This window comes from Streptomyces sp. NPDC029466 (assembly GCF_055574515.1).
In genome coordinates, this window is sequence record NZ_JBVHZH010000009.1 from 53,170 (window position 1) to 69,504 (window position 16,335).

The window sequence follows — 16,335 nt, forward strand, 5'->3', positions numbered from 1 at the left end:
GTGGCCGGCCCCTGCCAGGGACCGGCCACCGCCTTCAGATCTGCCTCACGGACGCGGACCGTCAGGCCGCGCTGCCCGCCTGCCACTCGGACCAGGACATGTTCCAGCCGTTGAGGCCGTTGTCCGGCTTGATGGTGTCGTCCTTCGAGTTCTTCACGACGACGACATCGCCGATCAGCGACTCGTTGAAGAACCACTTGCCCGGGGTGTCGCCCCCGCCGCCCTTGTTGTCCCGCAGGCCGACGCAGCCGTGGCTGGTGCCGGCCTTGCCGAAGATGGACGGGTCGCCCCAGTAGTTGCCGTGGAGGAAGGTGCCGGAGGACGACAGCCGCATGGCGTGCGGAACGTCAGGGATGTCGTACTCGCCCTTGCCGTCCTTCTTCTTGAAGCCGACCGTCGAGCCGTCCATCCGGGTCTGCTCGAACTTCTCCGAGATCACCATCTGGCCGTTGTAGGTGGGGTTCTCGGGGCTGCCGCCGGAGATCGGGACGGACTTGAGGGTCTTGCCGTCCCGCTTGACCGTCATGGTCTGGGTGTTCATGTCGACGGTGGAGACCTGCGAGCGCCCGATGGTGAAGGACACCGTCTTGGACTGGACACCGGTGATGCCCTGGCCGCCCTTGACCCCGTCCAGGTCGATCTTCATGGTGATCTTGGAGCCGGCCTTCCAGTAGTCCTCGGGCCGGAAGTCCAGGCGCTGGGCGCCGAACCAGTGGCCGACGACCTGCTGGCCGCTGCTGGAGGTCACCTTGATGTGGGACTGGACGTCCTTCTTGTTGGTGATCGCCTTGTCGAAGTTGAACGACACCGGCATGCCGACGCCGACGGTCTTGCCGTCATCGGGGGTGTAGCTGCCGATGAAGCTGTTGGCGGAGGAGACCGTCGTGAAGGAGGCGTTCTCGGTGGCGGCCCGGCCCTTGGCGTCCTTGGCCTTCGCCACGATCCGGTACTTGGTGCCGCGCTCCAGCTGGACGCCCGGCTTCCAGGACGTGCCGTCGGCCGATATGGCGCCGGCGACGTCCTTGCCGTTCGCGTCGGTGAGCTTCACCTCGGTCAATTTGCCGTCGGTGACCTTCACCCCGGTGTCATTGATGCTGGCGTTGGTGGCACCGTCGTCCGACGAGACCTTGATCTTGACGTCGGAGGCGTTCTTGGCGGCCGCGGCGTCCGCGCCGGCCTGGCCGTTTTTGCCGTCGTCATTGCCACCGGCCGAGGCGTCCCCGCCACAGGCGGACAGGGTCAGCGCGCCCGCGGCGAACAGGGCCGTCACGGCGAGCGTGCGGCGCATCCGCCGGTTGCGGCGCGGCGTGCCCGGCGCCGGCTGCTCGTCTGACAGGAGCAGCTGGTGCGGGGTGCGGGACCGAGCGGGCGCGGGGTTGTCCGGCGTTGTCACGAGCTGCTCCATAACAGGGGGTTGTGATTCCGTGCTGGTAAACAGCACGAGCGGGCGGATTTGGTTGCGGGTACGGCTCTCTTGTGATGAAGGTCACATACGTGGCGGCAAGGGGGCGTCGGATGGCCCTGACAGCCAGGTTCGCAGTGCCGTGCCGTGTTCGTCCAGGCGGGGTGGAGCGAAGGGTTGGGCCACCGGCGTCCCCGAAAGCCGAAGTGGGCTGGTGACTTGAGGGACGCGCCCCTCCCCGACGGTTGTCACCGGATCGAGACCGAGGCGTGCCGCCAACTCCAGGGCCTCGGAGACGGTGTTGACCGGACCGCACGGCACGGACACGGCGGTCAGCCGCTCGGTCCAGCCGTGCGGGGTGTCGGAGGCCAGCCGGGCCTCCAGGGCTTTGATGAGATCTGTGCGGTTTCGCACCCGGTCTCCGTTGCGGGCGAACCGGCGGTCCTCGGCGAGTTCCGGGGCGCCCAGTGCCCGCGCCAGCTCCCGGAACTGACGGTCATTGCCCACCGCCACCGCCAGCAGCTGCCCGTCGCGGCAGGCCAGCGTCTCGTACGGGGCGATGTTCGGATGGCGATTGCCCATCGGGCCCGGATCGCGGCCGGTGGCCAGATGGCCGGACGTCTGATTGACCAGCGAGCCCAGCAGCGACCACGCCGCCACCCGCGCCGCCGCCAACTCGCGGGCCGCGGCCGCGTCCTCCGGGTCACCGAGATCCAGCGCCAGGCCGCGCTTGGAGCGGTTCGCGGCATCGAAGTACGCGGCCGTCCCGCATCCCGGTGCACCGTCCTCGCGCGGTGCGGGCCCGGCGCCGGAGGGGGAGTCCGCGCCGGACGGGGGGTCCGCGACGAACGGCGGTCCCCAGGCGCGGGTGTCGTCCCCGGTGCCGGGCCGCTCGACCTTGATCACCTCGGCGCCGAGGTCGGCGAGCGTCGCGGCGGCCAGCGGTCCGGCCAGCACCCGGCTGAAGTCCGCGACGAGGATGCCGTCCAGGGCGCGGGCGGGCGGCGCACCGTCGGTGGTCCCGGTGCCGGCGGGCCCGCGGTCGGGCGGTGGCGTGCCGGCCGGCCCGGGGGAGGCGTCGGCGGGCGGCCGGGGCTGCGGCCGGTGCGGCTGCGGCACGTGCGTACTCCTCACGTCGCGGACGGGTGACGTCATCGTCCGGGGCGATCTTCGCCGGGCGGAAGCCTCCGGGGTGTCCAACGGGGCGGGGGCAATCCTGCCGGGGCGGCCTCATGGAGTGGCGCCTTCACGGGTCGTGCCGGGAATGTGGCGATATGTCATAGGAGATGTGTCACTTCGGGACGTACGTCCCAAGATCTCCTGTCGGAAGTCCCGAAGCGTGGTGTCTACTGGCCTCCGGGCTGTTTCTTTCGGATCGGCCCGGATCAGTCCGCGGCGTCCACCGACAAGTCCTGGCCCATCGCCTCACCCCTCCGGGAGGACCACATGCTTCCCTCCGCTTCGATTTTCCAGCAGATCGGCTTCGGCGTCCTGGTCGCTGTCGGCGTCGTATGGGCCGTCGGGATCACCAGACTGCTGCGACGGGGCCGGTACGAGGCCGCGCTGCGGCGGGACCAGCGGGAGATGCGGGCACGGTACGCGTCGCGGGGACGCTTGGCACCGGGCGGCTCGTTCGCCGCACCCGGGCCGGAGGAGCGGCTGCCCGCACAGCCGGAGCTGCTCGGATCGGTGCCGCGGCAGACCGGGCCGGGCGGGCCGCCCTCGGAGTGCGTGGAGCTGAGCGCCGCCGAGCGGGCGGCCTTCGAGGGGCTCGTACGGCAGCTGACCAGCCGTAGTTGAGCCGCTCGTAGGCGGGCCGGCCGCGCGGGACCGGCCCCGGATTCAGCGGACCGGGCCCAGCCGCAGCAGGGCCAGTGCGGCCAGCATCTGAACGGAGACCGCGGCCGCCGACTTCCACGTCGACAGATGGTGCTGGCCCCGTATGAGCAATATCGCGAGGACGTAGCCGAAGCCCCAGGTCGTCCAGGTCGCGGCCTGGACGAAGGTGGCGTCGGTCGGCAGCCAGGCGGCGATCGCCAGCCGCGGCAGATCCGTCACCCAGAAGAGCACGATGAACAGGCTCGCGGTCGGCGCGAAGCGGCCTATGCCGCCCAGCGTGCGGGCGATCGCGTGGGCGACCGCGCCCAGCACGAAGCTGGCGGCCAGCACCCCCGCCTCGGCCAGCCCGATGAGCTGGAGGCCCGCGGTGCGGTCGACGGCCCACTGGGTGTGGAACGCGTCCACCGACAGCACCCCGATGGCGCCGCTGATCAGCGACAGCAGCACCGCCGCACCCCAGGCGCTGCGGTCCCGTGCCTCGTCCAGCACCTCCACCGGGCGGTACCAGAGCCCCAATATCAGCCGGTGCCACCACAGTCGGCGACGGGGGGCGGGCTCGCGGGGGGCCTGCTGGACGAGCGTGGGCGGGGGCGGCTGGGGAGGCGGTGAGGGGGGTGGTGCGGACATAAGCCGTTTCTACCACCGGCCAATCCGGGGCGGCGCGGGGGCGTCGAGCGGGGCACGGCCGGTACGGGTGAGACGCTCTGCCGATGACCTTGCAGACACCGGACCACGACGAGGCGCACGGCGGCGGACTCGGCAGCCGGCTCAACTGGCTGCGGGCGGCGGTCCTCGGGGCCAACGACGGCATCGTCTCCACCGCCGGACTCGTCGTCGGGGTCGCCGGAGCCACCGACGAACGGGGCACGTTGTTGACGGCCGGGCTGGCGGGGCTGCTGGCCGGTTCCCTGTCGATGGCGGCCGGTGAGTATGTGTCGGTCTCCACTCAGCGCGATTCGGAGAAGGCCGCGCTGGCGCAGGAGAAGCGGGAGCTGGCGACCGAGCCGCAGGCGGAACTCATCGAGCTGACGGAGATGTTGGAAGGCAAGGGGCTGGACGCGCAGCTGGCCCGGGAGGTCGCCGAGCAGCTCACCGAGCACGATGCGCTGCGGGCCCATGCCGAGGTGGAGTTGGGCATCGACCCCGACGAACTCACCAATCCGTGGCATGCGGCGGGGGCGAGCTTCCTCGCCTTCACGGTCGGGGCGTTGCTGCCGTTGCTGGCGATTGTGCTCCCGCCGGCCGCGGACCGGTTGTGGATCACGGTGGGGGCGGTGGTCGCGGCGCTTGCGTTGTGCGGGTGGACCAGCGCGCGGCTGGGGTTCGCGCCGGTGGGGCGGGCGGTGCTGCGGAATGTGGGGGGCGGGGTGGTGGCGATGGGGGTGACCTACGCGGCGGGGTCGGTATTGGGAGCGGCGGGGGTGTGAGGGGTGGGGCCTGGGGCCCGGCACGAGCTTGCGCGGAAATCGTCTTCCGCAACCGCGTACTCAGCGTGCCCCCGTCACGGAATCCGAGCCGGACCCATTTCCCGTGAACACCCCTATCCCGCCGATTAACAACTGCCGCATAAACTCCTCGGCGAGCGCTGCCCAGAAGTGAACGAAGCAACGCCCAACGGGACCGGATTCGGCCATCGTGCCGCTATCGCACATTCTTCCGGTCCCCATTCTCGGGTTACTTGGGGACTATCGCGGATCTCGATCGATTCCAGGCATTCTGCTGGTGATGGCGAGACTCCAGTGGATAGAATTCGCGCGCTGCTCGCGATGGCGGTCGGCGAGGTCGGCGGTGGGGGGCGGGGGCGCCGTGAGTGCGTGGCAGGAATACACCACCCGGGGCCGTCTTACCCGAGGCCCTGAACGCGCGTTCGCTTTTCCTGGCCTGCGCGGCTTACAGCTCGCCCGCAATATCCTCAAGCGATCACCACAAAGCGGTCCACGCACCAGCGCGGACCCCTTTTCTTTTCCGTGGCGTTCGCACCGGCGTCCGTATCCGGGGCCACGAAGTCGACGTGCAGCGAGAAGCGGGTGCTTCGTTTTCCTGACGAGAAAAGTGTGGAGTGTGATGCCATGAACCGAGTCGGCAGAGACTCTCGCCGGTCGGCCCGGACGCTCGTGGAGCCGCTGGCGCGCATAGGGTTATCCGTTCTGTTGCTGGCAGGCGGCGCCGTGGGAGCGACGGCCGGACCGGCCGCCGCTTCAACCGCCGACGGCACGCTGACGGTTCAGGTGCTGCGCGACTTCTTCGGCACCGGCGTGATCAACGCGACGATGGACGTGCCACAGCGGGGCATGAACGTGGAGATCTCCGACCCCGCCGGGCACGAGGTCAACGGCGTCACGGATGCCACCGGAAAGGTCGTGGTGTCGCGGTCGGCCGTGCTGAGCGGCGGCCGGTACCGCGTCGACGTCAGCGTCCCGGCACCGTACAGCGACTACCTGCGGGCGGCGCCCGCGTCGACGGCGGACAACCACTTCGACAGCTTCACGTCCTTCGTGGATGTGTCGGACGGAAAGAACGCCTCGGTGGTGACGGGGGTATGGGACCCGGCCGACTACGCGCTCCCGGACTCGCGGTATTTCGTGCCGGTCCACAACGGCGCCAACGGGACCGACAACCGGGCCCTGGTGGCGTTCGGGACGAAGACCCGGGGCACCTGTCCCGGCGATGTGGCGTGCCCGGCCACGCTGGCCACGCAGGACCAGGTGGGCACGACCTTCGGGCTGGCGTACGACAAGGACCGGACCCGGCTGTTCCAGAGCGCGTTCGCCCGCCGGTACGCCCCGTACGGGCCGCAGGGCGGGGGCGCGATCTACACGGTGCCGGTCAACGGCTCGGGTGCGCCGGAGCTGTTCGCGCGGGTGCCGGACGCCGCGGAGACGCGGCACGACACCGCCAACATGATCAAGGACCGCGGGTTCACCGACGCACCGGGCAAGGAGAGCATCGGTGGGCTGGCCCTGTCGGAGGACGGCTCCACGCTGTACGCGGTGAACCTGCGGACCCGCAGCCTGGTGAGCTTCGACGCGACAGGGGGCACCGCCGCGGCGCCCAAGGCGACGGTCCCGATCCCGGACCCGGGGTGCGCGAGCCCCGACGACTGGCGGCCGTTCGGTCTCCAGGTCCACAACAACACGCTGTACGTCGGCGGCGTGTGCAGCGCGGAGAGCACCCGGCAGCGCGCGGACCTGAAAGCCTTCGTCGCCACCTACGACGGCACGCGGTTCACCACGGTGCTGAGCCACCCGCTCACCGACAAACGCGGCAGCGTCTTCGGTTCCGGCGACAAGGCCACCCACTGGAACCCGTGGAACACCAGCCTGGACACGTGGGACGACCGGAAGGCGGGCGGCGTCTTCATCGATCCGCAGCCTGAGCTGGCCTCCCTCGCCTTCGCCCGGGACGGCTCGATGATCCTGGGTTTCCGCGACCGGTTCATGGACGTGCTCAGCTGGGGAGGGCTGGACCCCCGCCCGGGGAACGACACGGCGGAAAACGCCATGTCCGGTGGTGACATCACCATGGTCTGCGCCACTCCCACCGGCGAATACCAGTGGGAAGGCACCGGGAGCTGCCCCAACCACGCCACCCCCGCCAACAGTGGTGGCCAGCCCGCCGATGTCGTCGAATACTTCCCGGGCGACACCTACGCCAATGCGCACCAGGAGACCGCGCTGGGATCGGTGGCCTATATCCCGCAGCAACAGTGGGTCGTCAGCACGGAGTTCGACCCGGTCGTCGATGTCGCGACCTCAGGGACCGGCTACCACGACATCACGACCGGTCAGGGCCCGGGCAACAACCCGAAGGCCAACGGGTTCCAGTTCGTCAGCCGGGAACAAGGCGGGTTCGGCAAGGCCGGCGGGCTCGGTGACATCGCGTACGCGGCGGCGAACGCGCCGATCCAGATCGGCAACGTCGTGTGGTTCGACGGCGACCACAACGGGATCCAGGACCCGGGGCACGTGCTGCTGCCGGGGGCGACGATCAACCTGCTGGACGCGGACGGCAAACAGGTCGCCACGACCAGAACCAATGCCGCCGGCGAGTACTACTTCGGCGGTGTCGGCGCCGAGTACGCACTCACACCGGGTGCGAAATACACGGTGCAGTTCGATGTGTGCACCGCGGACACCAGCAAGGTGCCCGAGCAGCCCCCGGCGAGCGAGCTGAGGTTCACGCTGCCGCGAGCCGGTGGCAACCGTGCGCACGACTCCAATGTGACCCCGCCGACCACCGGGCAGTTGTGCAACGGCCACGCGCCGGTCACGGCGCCGGACAAGCCGGGCGGGGTCGATCACACGATTGACGCCGGGGTGTACATCCCGAAGGCCACGCCGACTCCGACGCCTACGTCGACGTCGACTCCGACGCCTACGGAGACGCCGACTTCGACGTCGAAGCCGACTCCGGCCCCGACGTCGACCTCGACGCCGGATGCGCCACCGGCCGCTACACCGCCGCCACCCGCGCCGCCTGCCCACCGCCCGGCCCCGGCCGGTGGGAGCAAGGGATCGCTGGCGCAGACCGGTATGTCCGCGCTGCCACAGATGATCGCCCTGGTCGGTCTGCTGGTGGGTGCGGGCCTGGCCATCGCGTTCACGAGCCGGAAGCGCCGCGCCCGGAAGCACTGAGAACCACTGAGAAACACTGAACGAACCGCACCACAGTGATCTGCCTGCCCGCGGCCCGGATGGCGCGGGCAGGCAGATCACGTCCCGGCCGGTCCACGAGGGCCGGCCTTGGCGTCGTCCGCCACCGGACTGCCGAGTGCCGCCGCGACCGCGCGGCGGCCGGCAGTGTGGTGATCGAGAGGGGGAATCAGCAGAGTGTCAGCGTCGAGCCGCGTGCGGAGCGGGAGAATCCGGCACGCGCCACCGGGCCGTGGGGCTGACCGGCGCCGATGGCTGCGGCCACGCCGGGTGGCAGCCGTCCTCGGCACAGCGGTCCTCGCGGTGGCCGCGTTCCTGGTCGCCGACGGCGGCTCGGGCCCGAGCGGTCCGCGCACCCTGACGTCGGATGAGGCGAACCGGCTGGCGATCACGCGGTTCCGTAACTACACGGCGCACGGCCGCGCGGTGACGATCACTGTGCCGGGCACCGCCGGCGGGCTGGTCGTCACCGGGTCCGTCGACTACCGGGGCGAGCGCGGTTACGGCGTGGTGCACGGCACCGGGCGCGACACCTCCAGCGACGGGCTGATCGGGTGGACGGCCACCACGGTGTCCGTCCACCCGATGGCGAACGCCCCGGCGCACGCGCCCGCGTCGCCGCCCCGCTCGGCCTGGCACAGCCGTCCGCTGCTGGCGTCCGGCAGCGCGCTGGACAGTTCGCTGAGCATCGCCCTCAAGCTCGGCAGCGACCGGCCGGACAACGCCGAACTGCTGCCGCAGAACGGCGCCGCCTGGTGGGGACGAGATCGGCTGGACGGGCACCGGGTGGACGTCATGACCGGGCCGTCCTCCCGCGACCGCTCCGGTACGGCGGGCAATGTGCGCTACTGGGTCGGCTCGGACGGCACCATGTACCGGGTCCGGGTCAGCGTGGCTTCCGAGCCGCGGCCGGTGGTCATCGATTTCGACACCCACCGGTACGTTCCGGTCAAGCCGGTACCCGGAACCACCCCGACCCGGTAGCCGCTGTTCAGGACCTCTGCTGTTCAGGACGTCTGCTGTTCAGGACGTCCGCACCCGCGCGTGCGCGGCGAGCAGGGACGCCGACGGCAGCGGGATGTCCGCCGTCTTCGGCAGGGCCGGAACGGCCGGGACAGCGGTGGCGCCCGTAGTGGTGGCGTGGGGGAGCTGCGGCTGGGGACCCGGCGCCGCGACCTCGGTGAACGGGATGCCACGGGGCGCCGTCGGCATCGCCCACCTGCCGGCCGGCGAGGGCGACTTGGCCGCCAGCGGGCAGGACGCGGTGGCCGTGAGCCGGGCGGGCACGGTGCTGCGCAGATCGTTGCCCCGCAGGCAGTTGCCCCGTCCCCGCGTGGCGGTGGGGAACATCCAGCCGATGTCGATGCCATTGCCGGTGAAGGTGTTGTCCACGATCTGGTTGCCCACCGGAGGCAGGTCGGCGGTCGCGGTGATCACCAGCCCGGCGTTGCTGTTGCCGGCGACGCGGTTGCGGAGGAAGCGGTTGCCGCTGCCGCCGTCGATGCCGATCCCGGTACCCCACCCGCCGTCGGCCTGCTCCGGGGTGGCCCGCTGCTGGTTGGCCGCGATCAGATTGCCCGCGATGACGGCGTCCTGCTGCGGGAGCAGCTTCTCCTGGTGGTCGGAGTCGGTGGTCAGGCCGACCCGGTTGCCGACCAGGCGGTTGCGGACCACGTACATGTCGGTGCCGGCGTTGGTGCCTTCGTAACCGACCGCGTTGAGTTCGGCGATGTTGTCCCGCACCACGATGCGACAGGGCTTGCACTGTCCGACGTAGATGCCCGAGTCGGCCCCGCCTGACGCGTACGAGTGCTCGATGACTCCGTTCTGCGCGGAGAACGCGTAGATGCCGTACAGACCGTTGCGGGTCGCGGTCACGTGCGAGACCAGGAACGACTTCAGGAAGGTGACCGGCTCATCGCCGGTGTCGTAGCCCCCGGAACGCCCCGGTAGCCCGGCGACCGCTTTCGCCGACCCGGTGACCAGGACCCCGTTCTGCGTGTTGTTCCGTACGGTCAGGTTCTCCACGGCCACCCCGGGCGCGCTGACGACGACGCCGTTCGGCTGCCGCAACCGCCCGTCGATCACGACCTTGTCCCGGGACTCCCCACGCAGCGTGACCCGGGGCGTGGAGACCTTCACCGACTCGTGGTACACGCCTCGCGCGACCAACACCAGGTCACCGGGGCGAGCGAGAGACACCGCAGCCGAGATCGACGGGGCGTCAGCCGGCACTCTGATCGTCACCTGCGCGCCGGGTGGCCGCCGGCCGTGGTTCGACCCGTCATCGCCGGGCCCGCAGCCCGCCAGTACGCAGGTCAGTGTGCTCAGTAACGCGACCATCACGCGAAGCCGGAGACGAGGCATGGCGTCATCCTGGCATGAAGCATTCCTGCCCGGAGGCCGATCAACTCGCCTGCCCCAGAAGGGTTATGGCATTCTGCACGCCGTGAGCCGAGCCGAGTCCCGTCCATCACGCCGCGCGTTCATCGGTGCCACCGGGGCAGTGGCGGCCACCGGGCTCACCGCCGGGTGCGAACCGCCTGCACCGCCGCCAAGTCGGCCTTCTTCCCCCGCGTCACCCACACGGGTGCGGCCGACCGGCCGCCATCAGGCAGGCATCACGCTCCCGCAACCGGCTCAGCCGAACCTCCTGGCGGTGGTGGCCGACCTCGGCGACGCCGTGGCCGTCGGCCCGCTGCTGGCCGAACTCGGCCAGGCCGTGCACACGCTCACTGAGGGAAGCGATCCACGACTGCTGGGCCTGCCGCCGGGCGATCTCACCGTGACGATCGGGGTGGGCCCACGGCTGGTGCGGATGGCCGATCCCGCCCTGCCCGGCGCGGCGGACCTCCCCCGCTTCTCCCGCGAGCAGATCGCCCCGCAGGCGCGCGGCGGGGACCTGTTGATCCAGATCTGCGCCGGCGACCCCTTGCTCTTACCGGTCGCCGCCACCGCGCTGCTGGAGCAGGCCGGTCGCCGGTTACGGGAACGCTGGCGGCAGTCCGGACGCCGTGGTCCGGACATCCCCGTGGGCAAGGGCATCTCCGCGCCACGAAATCTGCTCGGTTTCATCGACGGCATCGTGGGCCCGCACACGACGGCCGAACACCGCCGCCATCTGTGGCTGGCCGGGCCGGCTCCCGTCGCCGGCGGCACGATCGCCGTCGTACGGCGCATGGAACTCGATCTGCCGCGGTTCACCGCGCTCTCCGTCGCCGACCAGGAGGCGGTCTTCGGCCGGCGCAGAGCCACCGGCGTGCCCCTCTCCGGCGGGACCGCGGCCTGGGACCCGGACCTCGGCGCCAAAACACCGGACGGGCGCTACCGCATCCCGGCCGACGCCCACGTCCGCCGGGCCAATCCCCAGGTGGTCGGCGTCGGCCTCATGCTCCGCCGCTCCTACAGCACCGACGCGCCCCGCCCCGGCCTGCTCTTCATCAGCTTCCAGAACGACTTGCGCACCTTCACCAACACGCTTGCCCGTATGGATGATTCCGACGCACTGCTGCGCTTCACCACCACCACGGCCAGCGCGACCTTCCTCATCCTCCCGGGCTTCGACCAGCAGCACCCGCTCGGCGCCAGGACGTTCCGCTGAACAGGCCGGCGATGCGCACCGTGGCCGTCCGCCCGAGGGCGTTGTCGGTGGTGATGAGAGCGGGATACGGCTGATGTCCGTCCCGGCGGCCTGACGCGGTGGATGACTGACGTCGCCCGTCAGGCGCTTCCGTACAGGTCCCGGTACGAGGGGAAGACGCCGCCGGGGCCGCGCACCGTTTCCGCCGCGAGGGCGGCGTCGACCACGGCGCGGGTCAGGACGTCCGCTCCGGCGGCGAGGAGCTCGTTCAGCGCGCCGGCCTCGGTGTGGATGCCGAAGGCAGGGTCGGCCAGGGGGGCTTCGGGGGTGAGCGGCCGGGTGGCGGTGGACAGGGCGAAGACCGTGTCGCCGTCGGAGAGCAGATGGACCGGGCGCAGGGCGCGGGCCAGGCCGTCGTGGGCGGTGCCGGCGAGTTTGTGGGCCTGGGCGCGGGTGAGGGTGGCGTCGGTGGCGACCACGGCGAGGGTGGTGTTGAGCGGGGGGCCGACGGACGCCGCCGAACGGGCCAGGGAGGTTTCCCGGGCCTCGGCCAGACGGCGCAGGGCGGCGGCGTGCACCTCGGGGGACGGGAGGGCGGCGGGGGGCTCGTACAGATGGCCGTAGAGGGCGCCGGTGCGCGGGTCGGTGACGGAGCCCGCGGCGTTGACGGCGGCCAGGGCGGCGACGGTGGCGCCCGAGGGGAGGACGGCGCTCGCGGTGCCGGTGCCGCCCTTGAGGCCGCCGGCCACCGCGCCCGTGCCGGCGCCCGTGTTGCCCCGGGCGACGGGAGCGCCGGGCTCGGTGGCCGCCGCGGCGGCGGCCGCCTCCCGGCCCAGGGCGGCGTCCGGGCGGGCCCGCCAGTTGCCGCCGCGGCCCAGGTCGAAGAGGGCCGCGGCCGGGACGACCGGGACGACCTGGGCGGGGTCAGGGCCGACGCGGAAGCCCCGCCCCTGGTCCTCCAGCCAGGCGGCGACACCGGACGCGGCGTCAAGCCCGAAGGCGCTGCCGCCGGTCAGCACCAGCGCCTCGACGCGCTGGACGAGGTTGCGCGGGTCCAGCGCGTCGGTCTCCCGGGTGCCGGGGCCGCCCCCGCGTACGTCGACGGCCGCGACGGCGCCGCCCTCGGGGGCCAGGACGACGGTGGTGCCGGTCAGGTAGCCGTCACCGATGCGCTGGGCGTGGCCGACCCGGAGGCCGAGGACGTCGGTGAGGGCGTCCTGCGGCCCCGTGGGGTACGGCGGGCCCGTCGGCTGCTCAGTAATCGGCCGGTCCCATCACGATGACCGGGTGCAGGTCGGGGTCGAGGGTGCGCAGCAGTTCCCGCATCACTTTGGGCTTGAGGCTGATGCAGCCCTGGGTGGGGCCGTCGTGGTCGACGTGCAGCCAGACGCCGCCGCCCTTGGCGGCGCCCCACGGGCGCTGCTGGTCCAGGGGGGAGGTCCCCGGCTCGCGGTTGTAGTTGATGGCGATGACGTAGTCGAAGGCGCCGGCCAGCGGCTCGCCCTCGACGCCGGTGCCGTCGGCGACGAAGCTCCCGTTGCGGTCGTAGGGGAGTTTGGTGCCCTCGGGCGGGGCCAGCAGGCCGCCCGCGTCGGTGAGCGGGTAGACCCCGATGGGCGAGCGCAGATCGCCGTAGCGGTGGTCGGCGGTCCAGCCGCGGGCGGCGTTGTGCGCGGACCAGGTGGGGCCCGGCTCCCAGTCGTCCGAGCCCTCCTCGCGGGTGTAGAGGACGACACGGGACTGGAAGGAGTCCATGTCCTTGCCCGTGACGACCAGTACCTGGCGGGAGTCGGCCGGTATGCGCTTCCTGGCCGCGTCACTGAGGCCCGGGATCGGCCGTCCGGCCGGGGCGTTCGGTGCGGCGTTCGGGGCGGTTTTCGGCGCGGACGCGGGCGTACGTGGCGTGTCCGGGCCGGAAGCCGTCGTCGACATGGTGCTCTTGGCGTCGGTCCCGCTGTTGTGGTCGTCGCCCGAGGCCGGCCACGCCCACAGGGCGGTGCCGACCAGGGTGGAGAGGGCGAGACCGCTCACGGCCTTGCTGCGCCGGGACAGTCGGGTCCGCGGGACGCGGGACTGAGCGTGGCGGGCCATGGCTGGCGTCTCCTCAGGTACGGACGGCGGTCGGTCCCGGGGCTTCCTGCGGGTCTCCCACAAGGACACCCCCTGTCATAAAAAGGGCAATCTGCACCCTACCGCTTCCGCGCCCATGCGCCTCCGCTGGCCTGTGTGAACAGTGGGGAACAAGAGCCCGAAGTGGCGGGAAGTGGGGTCCATTGGTGGGTAATTGACGGGCAATGGGGTGGGTTGGGAGGCGCGTCCGCGCTGATGGCGGGGCCCCGGCCGGCGGAGGGTGAAGATGGCCGAATCTGATGCGGAATCAGGGTCGGACCAGGGCTGGACGGGGCGTCAGGTCTGCTGACGGGGGAGGGGAACGGCGGCTCCGAAGGCTCCCATGGGCGGGCGGTCGCACCTTCGGCGAGATCGGTGCCGGACGGATCGTCGAGATGGGTGACGGGGCCGTTCATTCCGCCGGCGCGGTGGCCTGACGGGAGGCGAGGGTGACGCCGACGGCCACGGTGACGGAGGCCACCAGTCCGGTCGCCAGGACCGCCCCGCGCCCGGCGAAGGTGCACCCGAGGACCAGCAGCGCCGACACCGGCAGCACCAGCTGCTGGGCCGGGCCGCGCTTGTGGTGCCGGGAGTGGATCAGCCACACCGTGAGCATGAACAGCGCCGCCGGCACCGTGACACAGGCGGCCGCCGCGAACGCCGACAGCTGCGCCCGGCCGAAGGACTCCGCCACCGCGACCTCGATCCCCGCGCCGACCGCGGCCACCGAGCCGAACACCAGGTAGTGCCCATAGCCCCACAGGAACGCCTGACGGTTCGAGCGGAGGTGCAGGTGGATGGGCACCGCGAAATAGATCCAGTACGCGGCGAAGACCAGCAGCAGCCCGCCAGCCGCGATCGGCAGCAGCGTGTCGAGCGCGTCATCCCTGTCCAGCGCCGCCTGCACGGCCAGGGTGGCCGCCGCGATCGTCTCGCCCAGCACGATGATGGTGAACAGGCCGTAGCGCTCGGCGATGTGATGCGGATGCCAGGCCGTCTGCCGCTCCCGTTCGGCCAGCGCGGGCACCGCCAGCTCCAGCAGGGCCACGACCACGAACACCCAGGGGATGTCGTGCTCGGGCAGCGCCAGCAGACCCAGCCAGCCGATCTGGCACACCGTCACCCCCAGGGCGTAGCGCAGCGCCGTGCGCCGCTCGGCGCCCCGGCAGCCGTGGGCGGCCCGCAGCCACTGGGTGACCATCGCCAGCCGCATCACCAGGTACCCGAACCAGATGACGGTGAAATCGCTGTGCTCGAAGGCCCGCGGCACGCCCGCGGCCAGGATCAGCACCCCCGCCATCTGGACGAGCGTCACCACGCGATAGAGCGCGTCGTCGGTGTCGTACGCCGAGGCGAACCAGCTGAAGTTCATCCAGGCCCACCAGACGGCGAAGAAGAGCATCAGATAGCCGGAGATGCCGTGCCCCGGATGCCCCGCGGCGAGCGCATGCGCCAGCTGGCGGCCGGCCTGGGCGACCGCCACCACGAAACAGAGGTCGAAGAGGAGCTCCAGCGGCGTGGCGGCGCGGTGGCGCTCGTCGCGGCGGCGCGCCTGCATGAGGACCGGCACGTCAGCTCCTCTCGTCGGCCGATGCGGCCCGCCTCAGTAGAGCGCGGGCCGGCGGTACCGCCAACGAGGGGAGCGGGGCGCGGCGTGTCGCCCCGGGGCCGGCGGCTACTCGGCGACCGCCTCCACGATCGAGGGAAAGGCCGGGGTCGGCAGCACCCGCGTCAGCCGGAACCCGCCGGCCGACAGCAGCGTCGCGAACTCCTCCGCGGTGCGCTCCTGCCCGTCGAGCACCGCCATCATCGCGACATCCATGGTCTTGCCGAAGTGCGGGGCGTTGCCCGGCGGCAGCACCGATTCGATGACCAGCAGCCGGCTGCCGGCCGTCATCGCCCGGTGGCAGCTGCGCAGGATGCGCCGGCACGGTTCGTCCGCCCAGTCGTGCAGCACATGCTTGAGGACATAGAGGTCACCGCCCTCCGGGACGGACTCGAAGAAGTCGCCCTCCTGGGTGCGCCAGCGGCCCTTCAACTCGTCGCCGTCCAGGAGATGGTGGGCCAGCGGCGGCGCCTGGTCGAAGAGCACCCCGGTCAGCTGCGGGTGGCGGCGCAGCGCGGCGCGCAGCAGCCCGCCGCGGCCGCCGCCGATGTCCACGACCGTGCCGGACGCGGGGAAGGGGTAGACGGCGGCCACCGCCTCGTCCACCGGGGCGGACACCGACGACATCCCGTCGTCGAAGAGCCGGCGGGCGGCCGGATCCGTCACCAGATGTGCGAAGAGCGGCGCCCCGAAGATCCGCTCGAAGGACGCGCCGCCGTGCTCCACGGCCTCCGGCATGGCGGCCGACGTCCGCAGGAACAGCTCATCGGTCGCCATCAGTACGGCGGCGTGCAGCGAGTCGGGGACATCCGTACGCAGCGGCTGGGCGGCCGGCGTCAGTTGGTAGGCGCCCGCCGCGTCCTCCCGGAAGATGCCGCGGGTGGCGAGATAGCGCAGTACCCGGCGCAGATGAGGGGCATGGGTACCGGTCGTCGCGGCCAGTTGCTCGGCGGTGCGCGGCCCCCCGGCGAGGTGGTCGGCGAGGCGGTGGTGCGCCGCCGTGCGCAGGGCGGCGGAGAAGAGATGGCCCAGCGCCAGATCCATCAGATGAGCCGTGAGGTCGCGGGGCTCGCCGGTCGGTCGGTTGGGGGAAGTGGCCAACGTCAGCCTCCAGTCATCGGCTCGGGCTCGCTGATCCCGGTCGCAG

The 16,335-nt window shown here is 71.7% G+C and carries 13 protein-coding genes; 5 read left to right on the plus strand and 8 right to left on the minus strand.

Annotated features, from left to right (window positions below; translation table 11 throughout):
* Positions 1–61: 61 nt before the first annotated feature.
* Together ACZ4XD_RS10280 and ACZ4XD_RS10285 are read right to left on the minus strand one after the other, a co-directional pair.
* Complete coding sequence (locus tag ACZ4XD_RS10280) at positions 62–1,405, minus strand: L,D-transpeptidase (protein WP_468040201.1); 1,344 nt, start codon at positions 1,403–1,405, stop codon at positions 62–64.
* An 81-nt stretch (positions 1,406–1,486) separates the two neighbouring features.
* On the minus strand, positions 1,487–2,521 hold the full coding sequence (locus tag ACZ4XD_RS10285) for a CoA transferase (RefSeq protein ID WP_468040204.1): 1,035 nt from the start codon (positions 2,519–2,521) through the stop codon (positions 1,487–1,489).
* A 327-nt stretch (positions 2,522–2,848) separates the two neighbouring features.
* Here ACZ4XD_RS10285 and ACZ4XD_RS10290 point away from each other — a divergent pair, with 327 nt between their 5' ends.
* Complete coding sequence (locus ACZ4XD_RS10290; RefSeq protein WP_468040206.1) at positions 2,849–3,202, plus strand: hypothetical protein; 354 nt, start codon at positions 2,849–2,851, stop codon at positions 3,200–3,202.
* A 42-nt stretch (positions 3,203–3,244) separates the two neighbouring features.
* Here the strand turns inward: ACZ4XD_RS10290 and ACZ4XD_RS10295 are convergent, their stop codons facing one another.
* A complete protein-coding gene (locus ACZ4XD_RS10295; RefSeq protein WP_468040208.1) occupies positions 3,245–3,868 on the minus strand; it encodes a YIP1 family protein in 624 nt (207 codons plus the stop codon).
* An 83-nt stretch (positions 3,869–3,951) separates the two neighbouring features.
* On the opposite strand from ACZ4XD_RS10295, the gene ACZ4XD_RS10300 reads away from it, so the two are divergent.
* From ACZ4XD_RS10300 to ACZ4XD_RS10310, 3 genes are all read left to right on the plus strand, one after another.
* Positions 3,952–4,668 carry a VIT1/CCC1 transporter family protein gene (locus ACZ4XD_RS10300; protein ID WP_468040210.1) on the plus strand — a complete coding sequence of 239 codons (717 nt, stop codon included), beginning with the start codon at positions 3,952–3,954 and terminating at the stop codon, positions 4,666–4,668.
* Between the two features lie 741 nt (positions 4,669–5,409).
* Entirely contained in the window at positions 5,410–7,875 is a 2,466-nt protein-coding gene (locus tag ACZ4XD_RS10305; RefSeq protein ID WP_468040212.1) for an SdrD B-like domain-containing protein, read from the plus strand.
* Between the two features lie 321 nt (positions 7,876–8,196).
* Complete coding sequence (locus ACZ4XD_RS10310; protein WP_468040426.1) at positions 8,197–8,877, plus strand: hypothetical protein; 681 nt, start codon at positions 8,197–8,199, stop codon at positions 8,875–8,877.
* A gap of 39 nt (positions 8,878–8,916) precedes the next feature.
* Here ACZ4XD_RS10310 and ACZ4XD_RS10315 read toward each other — a convergent pair whose 3' ends face one another.
* The gene (locus ACZ4XD_RS10315; protein WP_468040214.1) at positions 8,917–10,260 is read right to left on the minus strand and encodes a right-handed parallel beta-helix repeat-containing protein; all 1,344 of its coding nucleotides are present in this window, start codon (positions 10,258–10,260) and stop codon (positions 8,917–8,919) included.
* Between the two features lie 82 nt (positions 10,261–10,342).
* Here ACZ4XD_RS10315 and ACZ4XD_RS10320 point away from each other — a divergent pair, with 82 nt between their 5' ends.
* The gene (locus ACZ4XD_RS10320; RefSeq protein ID WP_468040216.1) at positions 10,343–11,494 is read left to right on the plus strand and encodes a Dyp-type peroxidase; all 1,152 of its coding nucleotides are present in this window, start codon (positions 10,343–10,345) and stop codon (positions 11,492–11,494) included.
* Positions 11,495–11,613: 119 nt separating this feature from the next.
* Here the strand turns inward: ACZ4XD_RS10320 and ACZ4XD_RS10325 are convergent, their stop codons facing one another.
* The 4 genes from ACZ4XD_RS10325 to ACZ4XD_RS10340 all read right to left on the minus strand — a co-directional run bounded on the left by ACZ4XD_RS10325 (position 11,614) and on the right by ACZ4XD_RS10340 (position 16,289).
* Positions 11,614–12,735, minus strand: coding sequence for a P1 family peptidase (locus ACZ4XD_RS10325; RefSeq protein WP_468040429.1), 1,122 nt, complete (start codon positions 12,733–12,735; stop codon positions 11,614–11,616).
* Positions 12,728–13,564, minus strand: a complete 837-nt coding sequence (locus ACZ4XD_RS10330; RefSeq protein WP_468040218.1) for a L,D-transpeptidase family protein — start codon at positions 13,562–13,564, stop codon at positions 12,728–12,730. Before ACZ4XD_RS10330 ends, ACZ4XD_RS10325 begins: the two co-directional genes overlap by 8 nt.
* Positions 13,565–13,994: 430 nt before the next feature.
* The gene (locus ACZ4XD_RS10335) at positions 13,995–15,152 is read right to left on the minus strand and encodes a low temperature requirement protein A (protein WP_468040220.1); all 1,158 of its coding nucleotides are present in this window, start codon (positions 15,150–15,152) and stop codon (positions 13,995–13,997) included.
* 105 nt (positions 15,153–15,257) lie between these two features.
* On the minus strand, positions 15,258–16,289 hold the full coding sequence (locus ACZ4XD_RS10340; RefSeq protein WP_468040222.1) for a methyltransferase: 1,032 nt from the start codon (positions 16,287–16,289) through the stop codon (positions 15,258–15,260).
* Positions 16,290–16,335: the final 46 nt, after the last annotated feature.

What these genes read in the sequence shown, in the direction of transcription:
- ACZ4XD_RS10280 (WP_468040201.1), bottom strand. Translation starts at nt 1,405, where the DNA reads ATGGAGCAGCTCGTGACAACGCCGGACAACCCCGCGCCCGCTCGGTCC.
- ACZ4XD_RS10330 (WP_468040218.1), bottom strand. Translation starts at nt 13,564, where the DNA reads ATGGCCCGCCACGCTCAGTCCCGCGTCCCGCGGACCCGACTGTCCCGG.
- ACZ4XD_RS10290 (WP_468040206.1), top strand. Translation starts at nt 2,849, where the DNA reads ATGCTTCCCTCCGCTTCGATTTTCCAGCAGATCGGCTTCGGCGTCCTG.
- ACZ4XD_RS10295 (WP_468040208.1), bottom strand. Translation starts at nt 3,868, where the DNA reads ATGTCCGCACCACCCCCCTCACCGCCTCCCCAGCCGCCCCCGCCCACG.
- ACZ4XD_RS10300 (WP_468040210.1), top strand. Translation starts at nt 3,952, where the DNA reads ATGACCTTGCAGACACCGGACCACGACGAGGCGCACGGCGGCGGACTC.
- ACZ4XD_RS10315 (WP_468040214.1), bottom strand. Translation starts at nt 10,260, where the DNA reads ATGCCTCGTCTCCGGCTTCGCGTGATGGTCGCGTTACTGAGCACACTG.